Origin of the sequence: Sphingobacterium sp. SG20118 (genome assembly GCF_044740685.1) — a bacterium.
Taxonomy (GTDB): domain Bacteria; phylum Bacteroidota; class Bacteroidia; order Sphingobacteriales; family Sphingobacteriaceae; genus Sphingobacterium.
On the sequence record NZ_CP172826.1, the window covers coordinates 4113302 to 4125982 of the forward strand.

Consider the following 12681-nt stretch of genomic DNA (forward strand, 5'->3'; position numbering starts at 1 on the left):
CATTAAAAGAAAAATAATTCTGATGAAAAAAAATATACTCGTTATTCCTGGTGACGGAATAGGACAAGAAGTTACGATTTGGGGTAAAAAAGTTTTAGAAAAAATTGGACAAAAATATGGCCATGATTTCAACTTTGACGAAGCAATCATGGGACACGTGGCTATTGAAGCCACTGGAAACCCTTTGCCTGACGAAACTTTAGATAAAGCAAAATCAAGTGATGCAATTTTATTTGGAGCAATTGGCCACGCTAAATATGATAATGACCCCTCTGCGAAAGTTCGTCCAGAGCAGGGATTATTAAAAATCCGTAAAGAGTTAGGTCTTTATGCAAACTTACGCCCTATCTTATTATTTGATGAGCTTTTAGATGCTTCAAGTCTTAAACCTGAAATCTTAAAAGGCACAGATATCCTTTTCTTTCGTGAGTTGACAGGTGATGTTTACTTCGGAGAAAAGAATCGTTCGGAAGACAATAACTTCGCTTCGGATTTAATGAACTATAACCGATATGAAGTAGAACGTATCGCACACAAAGCCTATGAAGCTGCGCGTACACGTTCTAAAAAACTATGTTCGGTCGATAAAGCAAATGTATTGGAGACCTCCCGCCTTTGGAGAGAAGTTGTTCAAGAAATTGCAAAAGAATATCCTGATGTAGAGACCGAGCATATGTTCATCGACAACGCAGCGATGCAATTAGTGAAAAACCCAAAGAAATTTGATGTTGTATTGACCGCAAACCTATTTGGTGATATCCTAACTGATGAAGCTTCACAGATTGCTGGCTCTATGGGTATGCTTGCTTCAGCATCCATCGGTGATGGTACAGGGTTTTTTGAACCTATTCACGGATCTGCACATGATATTGCAGGACAGAACAAAGCGAATCCATTAGCTTCTATCTTATCTGCAGCCCTCCTTTTAGATATTAGTTTCGGTCTACAGGCTGAGGCAAAAGAAGTAACTGAAGCAGTTGCTGCGACATTGAAAGCAGGTTGGAGAACAGGTGATATTGCTAATTCAGATACACCATCGGATAAAATATTAGGCACGCAAGAAATGGGTGCTAAAGTGTTAGAATTTATTAAATAGACTGAACAGAGTTTCTAATATAAAAACGTAAAGCTATGTTACACGATCCAAATCATCTATACATCTTTGATACTACGCTTCGCGATGGCGAACAAGTCCCAGGATGTCAATTAACTACTCCTGAAAAAATCGACATTGCAAAAGATTTGGAGAAACTAGGTGTCGATGTTATTGAAGCCGGTTTCCCAGTTTCTAGTCCAGGAGATTTCCAGTCCGTAGTTGAGTTATCAAAAGCGGTAAATGATGTGATTATCTGTGCGTTAACCCGTGCCAATGAGAATGACATTAAAGTCGCTGCTGAAGCGCTGAAATATGCAAAAAGACCGCGTATCCATACCGGTATTGGTGCTTCAGACATGCATATCAAATACAAATTCAATTCCACTCGTGAAGAAATATTAGAACGTGCTGTTGCTGCAGTAAAGTACGCTAAATCTCATGTTGAGGACGTAGAATTCTATGCCGAAGATGCAGGTCGTGCCGACTTGGTTTATTTAGCACAGATGGTAGAAGCAGTTATTGCTGCAGGTGCTACTGTTGTTAATATCCCAGATACAAACGGATATTGCTTACCTGATCAATACGGCGCAAAAATAAAATTCTTAAAAGAAAATGTTAAAAACATCGACCAAGCGATTATTTCTGCACATTGTCACAATGACTTAGGATTAGCAACTGCGAATTCAATTGCCGCAATTCAAAATGGTGCACGCCAAGTAGAATGTACCATCAATGGTATCGGTGAACGTGCCGGAAATACTTCATTGGAAGAAGTAGCCATGATTCTGAAAGTTCACAATCAAGCTTTTGGTAGTTTAACATCAAACATTGACAGTAAAATGTTCACTTACCTTTCACGCAAAGTGAGTGAAATGATGAATATGCCCGTACAACCGAATAAAGCAATTGTTGGCCGTAATGCCTTTGCACATAGTTCGGGTATTCACCAAGATGGTTTCCTAAAGCACCGTGAGACTTATGAAATCATTCGTCCTGAAGATGTCGGCTTAGAGGAAGCAGGTATTATCCTAACTGCACGTTCTGGTCGCCATGCATTAAAGTACCACTTGGAACGTCTCGGTTACACGTTAGAGAAAGAAGCACTATCACAAACCTATGAACGTTTCTTAATCATAGCAGATGCAAAGAAAGATATCTGCGATGATGATTTAAGAAGTTTATTCGCAGAGCGCGTTTAATAAAAGAAAAACTTATTAAAACGTCATTTTGACAAAGGATAAATTTTCAAGTAAAAAGTCAAAAAACTTAATTACTTTTATTCTAAGTCGAGATGACGTTTTTTTATTAAAAAAAATCAATCACCTAATCACAGTAAACAAAATGAGTTTAGATTTTTCTAATTTACAAATCGACTCAGAAAGCACTTATCATCGTATCAAGGACGTCGTTAATCGGACAGCTTTGCAATACAACACTTATCTTTCTGAGAAATATGGCGCTGATGTCTATCTAAAGCGAGAAGACCTACAAATCGTCAGATCCTATAAACTAAGAGGTGCTTATAACAAAATAATTTCCCTGAGCGAAGAAGAGCAGCAACGCGGCGTGGTATGTGCTAGCGCGGGCAACCATGCGCAGGGTGTTGCCTTTTCGTGTAAAAAACTCGATATCAAGGGAGTTATTTTTATGCCTGGTCCTACACCAAAACAAAAAATAACACAAACGGAAATGTGGGGAAACGGCAATATCGAAATTATATTGACGGGTGATACCTTTGACGATTGCCAAAAAGCCGCACGCATCTATACCGAAGAAAATAACATGACTTTTATTCCACCTTTTGATGACCCAAAGGTGATTGAAGGTCAAGGAACAGTCGCTGTCGAAATCCTACAAGATTTACCAGATATAGACGCTGTTTTTATTCCAATTGGTGGCGGAGGTCTCTCGGCAGGAACGAGCTACTACTTGAAAAATAAAAATCCCAATATTAAATGTTATGGTGTCGAACCTCAAGGTGCCGCCTCTATGCAAGCTGCATTTACGGTTGGAAAACCTGTTGAGCTTGAAAAGATCAATAAATTTGTAGATGGTGCCGCTGTTCAAAAAGTGGGCGACCTCACATTCGAGATCAGTCGTCAATATTTAGATGATATACGTTCGATTCCAGAAGGAAAAATATGTACCTGCATATTAGAACTCTATAACAAGGATGCAATCGTTGTTGAGCCTGCAGGCGCCCTCTCAGTAGCGGCATTGGAATTTCATAAAGATGAAATAAAAGGGAAGAAAGTCGTTTGTATCATCTCGGGTGGTAATAATGACATTAACCGCATGAGTGAAATTCAAGAGTTATCGCTCCTATACGAAGGATATAAGCATTACTTTATCGTGCGTTTCCCGAATCGTCCAGGAGCTTTAAAATTATTTGTCTCGGAAGTACTAAGTCCCAAAGATGATATCACTCGTTTTGAATTCATCAAAAAAACAGAACGCGAACGCGGTCCTGCTTTGATCGGTATCGAATTAAACGATCCGGAAGATTACCAATCTTTGTTACAAAGGATGACAGACAATAAATTTGAATATATCGAATTAAATAAAGACCAAACATTATTTGAGTATTTGGTTTAGATACCTTTGATAAACAAGTAAAAAAGGGGAAAATAGGCAACTATATATCCCCTTTTTTTTGCAATATAATTAGTTTATTATAAGACATCCAAGCGTCCTATCGTCGTTTTAAAAGTAATAAACGATGCATATTTGATTCATGGGCCCATAACTTACTTGTATTTTTTCTACCGTTGTCCAAGAGCTGCTCCTAAAAAATCTAGATCCGGATTTAGCTCTTTTCAGTTATAGACGCTTGACTAGCGCCCCTAAATCTTATCTTTAGACATGAGAGACATTGTAGATAAATTGAAAACAATGCTCTTCCCATTCCGATGAACCTCTACAATAAATAACAAAAAATCTTATAAAAAATATCCAATACAACATTTTAAAAAGCTTGATATCAATTTTTTATGTATATTTAATTAAAAAAAATTATGAAAACAACAGCTATTTTATTCATGTTTACAATCATTTGTGCCACGGCATTTGGACAAACTGATAAAAGTAAAAGACCAAGCCCACCCGATAGTGTTAAAGTCACTACTGACGACGGAGTAACAGTAGATATCCATTACAGCCGCCCATATTTAAAAGGACGTCAAATAGGAATAGACATTGTTAAGGTCGGTGAAATATGGCGCACAGGTGCAAATGAAGCAACCACTATAGCGTTTGATAAAAATGTCCTCATCGAAGGGAAAAGCTTACCTCAAGGCAAATATGGTTTATATACCCTTCCTGGAGAACAAGAAACGACTGTTATTTTCAATAAAGTATGGGACCAGTGGGGAACAAAATATGATCAGAATCAAGATGCACTGCGCATAAATGTACGCAATGAAACGAGCAATTCGCCAGAAGAGCAATTTAAGATCGATATCGATAAATCGGGTAAGCTAATCTTAACTTGGGGTGATTATTTACTTCCTATAAAAATTAAAGCTGCAAAGTAGTTCATATACCACATGCCCTATTGATCAATAAGCGGTATCCAAAAAACTACTTAGACCAAGTACGGTTTAACAAGATACGTTATAAAAAAGAAAGCTTTTTGAAAAATCAAAGAGCTTTCTATTACTAAGCAACAGTAAGCCCCTTCTTTTCATACAACATACAATCACTAGGGTTAGCGATTCAGACAATATCGCTTTTATAAGGCTAATCATTTAAGCTTCAATATCCCTAACTCATCCCCCCTAGTAGTGAGTAGCCACTAAATCTAGAACTTAAAAAAAAGCTATTTAATTTACTATTTTTTTCATCACAAAAGCTGTACTTTTGCAGAACAATTTGTCACGGTATTTTCATTAAAATAAATTGTAGTTTTAGCACTACAAATAACCCGACTAAAGTTATCCACATTAAATAAGCATTGATTACCAGCTAAATACAAGCATTCACAATGCGCAAAGCCGTATATCGATCAAGTTTTTCCACCAATGTGGAAAAGTCAAATTAACGCTTCAGATTTAATTTGTGATATTTGTTAGAGTTGGGGAATTCAGCTTCTCAAAACTTATTAAAATCATTCAACTCAACTCGCCTTCTTTTAGGAAGCGCGGTTTTAAATTAAAGTATAATCATGGCAAGAATCATCAAATTCGAGAAAAACGATTGTGCACCTTGTGCTCAAGTATCTGCATATCTAGATCAAAAAGGTATCAAATATGAGTCTATCAACCCATTTGACCAACCTGATTTAGCTGCAAAATTTAAAGTACGCACAGTTTCCGACCGTAATCGTTTTGGAAAATGACGAAATTCAACACCGCATCATCGGATTCAAACCTGAAGAATTAGGGGCAATCGCATTATAATTAATGCTGTATCAAATTTTTATAATCCATGATACATATTTATTACGATAGCAAAACAGGAAATGTGCAACGTTTTATGGACAAGCTCACCCAGTTCACAGGTTGGCAAATACATAAAATAACTGCCGATCTTGTTGCTGAAGAATCGGGGCATCTCGTGACTTTTACAACTAATTTCGGACAAATGCCTGAAACGACCTTAGCATTTATGAAAGCCAACGCTTCAAAAATCTATTCGGTTACTTCAAGTGGCAACCGCAATTGGGGGCAGAATTTCGGACTAGCCGCTGATCGGATTTCAGCTGACTTTGACATTCCATTGGCTTTCAAATTTGAATTGTCTGGTACAATGGAGGATATTAACCAATTTATTGACATCATAAAGAACAACTGCGATGGTAGCAAACGAGGTAGCAAAAAACTGGATATTGCTTAACAACGAAATCATGATCAAACATGAGGACGAGTTTAGCTTACATAAAGATAAAGAGGCTGTACGTGCCTATTTTTTAGAGTATGTAAATAAGAATACGGTATTCTTCTATACACTAAAAGAAAAAATCGATTACTTAATTGAACACGATTACTATATCAATTTCTACGAATGGTTCACTTTCGAAGAAATGGAGACCGTATATAATTTTGTTTTTTCAAAAAAATTCCGCTTTGCCTCTTTCATGGCTGCGTTTAAATTTTTCCAAAACTATGCACTAAGAGATGATTCTGGTGAAAAGTTTTTGGAACGTTATGAAGACCGTGTTGTGGCAGTAGCTTTATTCTTAGCACGTCATGAAGGTATTGACAAAGCAATTTCTTACGCCGAATTATTTATAAACCAAGAATATCAACCTGCGACACCAACATTCTTAAATGCGGGTAAAAAACGCTCAGGTGAATTGGTATCTTGTTTCTTAGATGAAATTGGAGACAATCTAAATGGAATTGGCTATGCTGTTGACTCAGCAATGAAGTTATCTTCTATCGGAGGTGGTGTTTCATTCAATATTTCAAAAATTCGTGCCCGTGGTGAAGCAATTAAAGGTGTAGAAGGTCGTGCAGGAGGTGTTCTTCCAATCATGAAAATCATGGAAGATACTTTTTCATATGCCAACCAATTGGGACAACGACCAGGTGCTGGTGCCGTATATTTAAATATTTTCCATGCTGATATTGAAGAATTCTTAGACTGTAAAAAAATCAACGTGGATGAGAAAGTACGTATCAAATCGCTTTCGATCGGTATCATTATTCCTGATAAATTCATGGAATTAGCAGAAAAAGACGAAGCTTGTTACCTCATCTATCCACATACCGTGATGCTAGAGTATGGCATACCATTAGACGAAATGGATATGGACAAGATGTACGAAGAGTTGATTACCAATCCAAATATCAAGAAGAAGAAAATCAACGCCCGTCACATGTTAGTGAAGGTTGCACAGACACAAAAAGAGTCCGGATATCCTTATATCTTCTATAAAGAGAACACCAACCGCGTTCACGCATTGAATGGCATAGGTAAAGTGAAATTCTCGAATTTATGTACAGAGATCATGCAGGTATCTGAGGTTTCAGAGATCAACATTTATGGTGAAGAAGATCATATCAAATACGGCATCTCTTGTAACTTAGGTTCCTTGAACATTGCTACTGTAATGGACAATAAGCGCGTTAAAGAATGTGTGAAATTGGCCATGCGCGCATTAACGATGGTATCTGATGTGACAGATATTAAAATGGTTCCTTCCATTGCAAAAGCAAACAAAGAACTCCATTCAGTAGGGCTTGGTGCTATGAAACCTACATGGGTACTTAGCAAAAAGCTTTATCATGTATGAATCGGATGAAGCCTTAGATTTTGCAAATGCATTCTTCATGATGATGAACTTCTATTCGCTAGAAGCATCCATGGAAATCGCACGTGAGCGTAAAAGAACTTTCGTAGGATTTGAAAAATCTGCTTATGCAGACGGCACTTACTTCGATAGCTATACAGAAAGAGACTATTTACCAAAGACGGATAAGGTTAAAGAATTATTTGCAGGCGTACATATACCAACCATCGAAGATTGGGAAAAATTGAAAGCGGATGTTAAAGAGCATGGTATCTATCACGCTTATCGATTAGCAATCGCACCAAATCAATCTACTTCTTATATCATGAATGCCACAGCTTCGGTTATGCCGATTGTGGACATCATCGAAGTTCGTGAATACGGAGATAGTACGACCTACTACCCAATGCCTTATTTGACAAATGACAATTACTTCTATTTCAAATCGGCTTATGACATGGACCAATTCAAGGTACTAAAATTAGTTTCCGTTATCCAACGTCATATTGACCAAGGTGTAAGTACGATTTTACATACAAATTCAAAAGATAATACACGTGATTTATCGAGATACTACATTTATGCACATAAATTAGGCTTGAAATCATTGTACTACACACGTACACGTAAATCGTCTATTGAAGACTGTGTTTCTTGTTCGGCATAAACTTCATTCAAAGAAAATCAATAAGCTATTCAAAGGGGGTTCAAAACTTTGGATAGCTGTATTAACAAAAACATTCAATAATTCTCGCTGTAAAAATAATGAGTAAAAAATATACTGCTGTAAACTGGAATACGCCAGATAATGATTATGCTTTAATGTTTTGGGAGCAAAATATTAGACAATTCTGGATTGACACCGAATATATCCCTTCAAAAGATATTGATAGTTGGAAAGGATTAAGTTGGGAGATGAAAGAATGCTACAAAAAAGCATTAGGCGGACTTACTTTGTTGGATACACTACAAAGTCATACAGGAATGCCAAAAATCATCGACCATACGGATTCATTGCAAAATAAGGCCGTATTATCGTATATGTGTATGATGGAAGCAATCCATGCAAAATCATATTCAACTATTTTTACAACAGTATCTACTACAAACGAAATCAATGATATCTTCGGTTGGGTTGAACAAAATAAATTTTTGCAATTCAAGGCGTCTACGATTGATTCTTACTACCGTGTATTGGATAAGGAAAATCCAACAAATGAGGAGTTATTCATGACATTGGGAGCTTCAGTACTCCTAGAGTCATTTTTATTCTACTCAGGTTTCTTCTTGCCATTATGGCTATGTGGTCAAGGCCAAATGGTTGCTTCTGCAGATATCATTAAGAAGATTGTTGCCGATGAATCCATCCACGGTGTTTTCGTTGGACTAATGGCACAAGAGGTCTTCAAAAAAATAAAAAATCAAGAAGAAGTAAAACAAAAGTTCATTAATTTGTTGAATGAATTGTACGACAATGAAATGAAATATACAGAAGAAATCTATACCGAAGTTGGTTTAACAGCTGAAGTAAAGGAATATGTTCGTTACAATGGAAACAAAGCATTGATGAATCTTGGCTTCGACCCTATTTTCGAAGTGAAACAGGTGAACCCGATCGTTTTAAATGGCTTAAATACAGAAACGACACAACATGACTTCTTCTCAAAGAAATCCACAAACTACGAAAAATCAATGGAGATCGTACACCTAAAAGATGACGACTTCAAAATGGATGCAACGGTAAACGTATAAGAATACTGAACCATCAGATTGATTCCCTTTACAGAAACGTAAAGGGAATTTTTTATTTATAGAAAAACACCACATTCCAAAACCCACAAGTAAAACCTCTATTACACAATCGTTTGCTTAAAAGCAATACCTAAAAAATAAGGTCTATTCGCTTATATTTGAGGTTAACCATTAATCCAATTCAATGAATAAAGTATTTACTTTTTTATTATTATCTGCTATATGTGTGCAATCTTACGCCCAGCAACAGTATAGTCAGGTATTTACTAAAGACGATTACAGTCAAGTAAAAAAGAATGTCAAAGATCAAGACATTGCGAATATTAATAACGCCACTTTACAACAAGCCGCAAGACAACTAAAAGAAGGTTTCCTACCCTATTCAACAACGTCTTCGTGCCTATACAAATTATCTTTCGCCAAAAAACTTGAGTAAACAACTCAAAACAAGCCCCTATTCGCAATATGAAAACCCTACAGGTATTTATTTCTCCGAAGGTGACGAAGCTATTGTTTGGGTCGGAAAAACTAATGGAGCGCCAATTGCACTTCGCGTAACGAATTGGGATGATAAAAATTTTAAACAAAAAGACTACAGCCTAAAAGAAGGCTATAATACTTTAAAGATTGAAAATAAAGGAAACGCTTACATCCAATACTTCTCTGAAGACAAAGTTTCCTCCAAAAAGATTTCTATCCATATACTTGGAGGGAAAATAAACGACGTATTCGAGTTGGGCAAGCATAACGACAAAGACTGGGACAAAATGTTAGCAAATGCTGCAGGGCCTATATTAGACATTGTCGGAAAACAGGTGCAGCTCGCCTATGCAGTTCAATCACTAAAAGAAAATGCTCCGCATCAAGGAGTTGCACTTATCCAATTATATGATTCTATTATTGGTATACAACATCAGATCATGGGGTTGGCACAAACAAAAAGAGTTCCTAAGAACAGGATGTTTGGCCGGGTAATCTGGGAAGGTTTTATGCATGCCGATGGAATTGGTGCTGCATTCCATGATAATACGATGAAAGATGTAGCAAACGTGCCTAACCTTAGGAAAAACTCTTGGGGAGTAGCACACGAATTTGGGCATGTCAACCAAGTGCGTCCAAACATGAAATGGGTAGGTACAACAGAAGTAACGAATAACATTTATTCGGTATGGACACAGTATAGCTACAATAGTCACAGTCCAAAATTAGAAAGAGAACGTTTAAAGGATTATGATGAGCCCAAAATCGGCGGTCGAATCACCGCTTATATGGAGTCTGCATTTGTACACCGTCAACCTTGGTTGACGCAAGCTGGACCTGACAGATGGGATCGTCAACGTCCCCGTGATTGGGGTGGAGATCACTTCGTAAAATTAGTACCTCTTTGGCAGTTACAATTGTATTTCAATGTAGCTGGAAAAGGAAATACTTGGGAAAATAAAAACTTTTATGGCGATATCTTCACAAAGGCCATCAACGCAGCAGAAACAGCAGACAAGCAAGATTCCTACTACCAAATGGAATTCATCAAAAATGCATGTGATGCCGCAAAGTTAGACTTAACCGATTTCTTTGAACAGTCAGGCATGCTTATCCCAATCGATCTCTGGGTAGATGATTATACCTGTGCACAAATGACCATAACAGCATCAGACATTGCAGCTGTAAAACAATATGCAGCAAAATATAAGAAATCGACAACACCGGTATTACATTATATTACCGCAAATAGTATTGATAGCTATAAAAATAAATTAGCAGTAAGTGGAATAGCAGGAGCTGGATTTGAGAAAAAAGAAGACCGCATTATCATACAAAATGATGCGTGGAGAAATGCGGTTGCTTTCGAGACCTTTGCAGGCGATAAACTGATAAAAGTAGCATTTGTTGGAGCTGGGTCAGAAGACGTCTCTAAGACGATTGTACATACTCCTACGGGGACGACACAAGTCAAAGCCGTTGGATGGGATGGAAAAAGAATCAATGTATTATAAAATAAAAAGGCTATCCAGATGGATAGCCTTTTCTATGCTATTTATAACCTTCGTTTTGTGTCAATTTCTTATTTCTCTGTAGCTCTTCTATAGAGATTGGCCAAAGTAAATCGGACTCCTTGAATATAGCACCAGATCCATTTTTAGCACCAATAAGCGGAACAAAATCAACCTTACCAGCATCAGTAGTAGAAATAACAGGGAACATCTTCGTTCTTAAAATATCATCCCACATCTTGAATTCCAACGGGAATTCTCTCAATCTTTCAATCCAACATTCCTTAACAAAGTCATCTATTGATAAACTTTGTAGCTCGGATGTGAATTGAGCAATTGACTTATTTTCGGTATTCGCACGAGCTTTAACTTGCGCCAAATACCCAGCTGCCTCAGCTGTTACACTTCCACTTTTAGCAAGACCTTCTGCCGCAATCAATAAAGCTTCTGGATATCGGTAAAGATTCCAATCTTTTGTCGCTTTCCCAGAATTCAATAATGCCTCTTCATCAACAAAATACCAAATTCCTGCATCAGCAGATTTCCATTTTAACCCATTTTTTGGATTCGTATATTCCCAATGGTAAAACTGATTAGGTTGAATCCTTAAATCTTTTTTATCATAAACATTTAAAAATTGATTTGTAGGACCATAGACACGTTCGAAAATAGAATATGTTTTAAAAAGAGATACAGCTGATGAATTAAAAGCATAGGATGGCCACCAACTTCCATCTCTAATATCAGCATTATATTCTTGTGAATAGATCACTTCGTCCAAATTGTCCGTAGTACGCAGTTTGTTATAAGCACTATTCATCCCAAGGTCCGTATTTAATGTCATACCATGGGCAGAGTTTATTACTATTTTCGCCGCATTAGCTGCATCAGCATATTTACCTTGTTGCAAATAGACATTCGCCAATGTCATTGCAGCTACATACTTCGTAATTCGATGACCATTACTCGCAAATTTAGTCGCAGGAAGTACTTCCACAGCATTCTTCAAGTCAGACTCTATTAATTCGTAAACTTTAGATGTCTCCGTACGATCTAGATATAACTCATCCTCCAAAGACTCATTTGGCGTAGTGTAAAATGGTATAGCACCAAATGTTTTCACTAAATAGAAGTAATTATAAGCTCTAAAAAACTTAGCTTCAGCCATTAAACTGTTTGCTAAAGCTTCATCCATATTAATTTGTGGAATATATTTCAATCCTGCATTAGCGATGTTGATTGCTTTATAGGAATCTGTCCAAATCGTATTCATCGTATTGGAAACCAAACCCGTATTATTCTGCCTGGTTAATTCTCGAGAAAATTGACAAATCCTTTCTTGCCCCTCATAGCTATTGGTGAAATAACCTGTTAACATAGTGCTAATTGAAGCAGTAGGTCCTACATATGCACTTGCAGCGACTGCGTAACGTTCTGGAGCTCCCATTCGGTAAAGTGAGGTCACCGTATTTGTAGCCTGCGCCTGAGTTTTGTAATAACTATCCAGGGTAATACCTGACTTTGGGCTCTCTTCTAAAAATTTATTGCATGAAGTTGTCACTACCATTCCGGCCAATAACAACATAAATAATCTATTTCTCATTTTGTTA

The 12681-nt window shown here is 37.1% G+C and carries 12 protein-coding genes; 11 read left to right on the forward strand and 1 reads right to left on the reverse strand.

Going from position 1 to position 12681, the window contains the following annotated elements; genetic code table 11:
* The first annotated feature begins 22 nt into the window (after positions 1-22).
* The 11 genes from leuB (at position 23) to ACFX5U_RS19005 (ending at position 11074) form a co-directional block, all read left to right on the forward strand.
* On the forward strand, positions 23-1096 hold the full coding sequence (gene leuB / locus ACFX5U_RS18955; RefSeq protein ID WP_400261741.1) for a 3-isopropylmalate dehydrogenase: 1074 nt from the start codon (positions 23-25) through the stop codon (positions 1094-1096).
* 35 nt (positions 1097-1131) lie between these two features.
* Positions 1132-2295 carry a 2-isopropylmalate synthase gene (locus tag ACFX5U_RS18960; RefSeq protein ID WP_400261742.1) on the forward strand — a complete coding sequence of 388 codons (1164 nt, stop codon included), beginning with the start codon at positions 1132-1134 and terminating at the stop codon, positions 2293-2295.
* A 142-nt stretch (positions 2296-2437) separates the two neighbouring features.
* Positions 2438-3691, forward strand: coding sequence for a threonine ammonia-lyase IlvA (gene ilvA, locus ACFX5U_RS18965; RefSeq protein ID WP_280565421.1), 1254 nt, complete (start codon positions 2438-2440; stop codon positions 3689-3691).
* A 419-nt stretch (positions 3692-4110) separates the two neighbouring features.
* Positions 4111-4629 carry a DUF2911 domain-containing protein gene (locus tag ACFX5U_RS18970; protein ID WP_280565419.1) on the forward strand — a complete coding sequence of 173 codons (519 nt, stop codon included), beginning with the start codon at positions 4111-4113 and terminating at the stop codon, positions 4627-4629.
* 629 nt (positions 4630-5258) lie between these two features.
* Positions 5259-5432: a glutaredoxin domain-containing protein gene (locus ACFX5U_RS18975; protein ID WP_400261743.1), complete on the forward strand. Its 174-nt coding sequence runs from the start codon at positions 5259-5261 to the stop codon at positions 5430-5432.
* An 89-nt stretch (positions 5433-5521) separates the two neighbouring features.
* Complete coding sequence (gene nrdI, locus ACFX5U_RS18980) at positions 5522-5929, forward strand: class Ib ribonucleoside-diphosphate reductase assembly flavoprotein NrdI (RefSeq protein ID WP_051960085.1); 408 nt, start codon at positions 5522-5524, stop codon at positions 5927-5929.
* Positions 5889-7331, forward strand: a complete 1443-nt coding sequence (locus ACFX5U_RS18985) for a ribonucleotide reductase N-terminal alpha domain-containing protein (RefSeq protein WP_400261744.1) — start codon at positions 5889-5891, stop codon at positions 7329-7331. Before nrdI ends, ACFX5U_RS18985 begins: the two co-directional genes overlap by 41 nt.
* The gene (locus ACFX5U_RS18990) at positions 7324-7995 is read left to right on the forward strand and encodes a hypothetical protein (RefSeq protein WP_400261745.1); all 672 of its coding nucleotides are present in this window, start codon (positions 7324-7326) and stop codon (positions 7993-7995) included. Before ACFX5U_RS18985 ends, ACFX5U_RS18990 begins: the two co-directional genes overlap by 8 nt.
* Before the next feature lie 98 nt (positions 7996-8093).
* Positions 8094-9080, forward strand: coding sequence for a class 1b ribonucleoside-diphosphate reductase subunit beta (gene nrdF / locus ACFX5U_RS18995; protein WP_280565401.1), 987 nt, complete (start codon positions 8094-8096; stop codon positions 9078-9080).
* Between the two features lie 184 nt (positions 9081-9264).
* Complete coding sequence (locus tag ACFX5U_RS19000; RefSeq protein ID WP_400261746.1) at positions 9265-9516, forward strand: hypothetical protein; 252 nt, start codon at positions 9265-9267, stop codon at positions 9514-9516.
* Positions 9509-11074, forward strand: coding sequence for a M60 family metallopeptidase (locus ACFX5U_RS19005; RefSeq protein WP_400261747.1), 1566 nt, complete (start codon positions 9509-9511; stop codon positions 11072-11074). Before ACFX5U_RS19000 ends, ACFX5U_RS19005 begins: the two co-directional genes overlap by 8 nt.
* A gap of 37 nt (positions 11075-11111) precedes the next feature.
* Here ACFX5U_RS19005 and ACFX5U_RS19010 read toward each other — a convergent pair whose 3' ends face one another.
* Entirely contained in the window at positions 11112-12674 is a 1563-nt protein-coding gene (locus ACFX5U_RS19010; protein ID WP_400261748.1) for a RagB/SusD family nutrient uptake outer membrane protein, read from the reverse strand.
* Positions 12675-12681 lie beyond the last annotated feature (7 nt).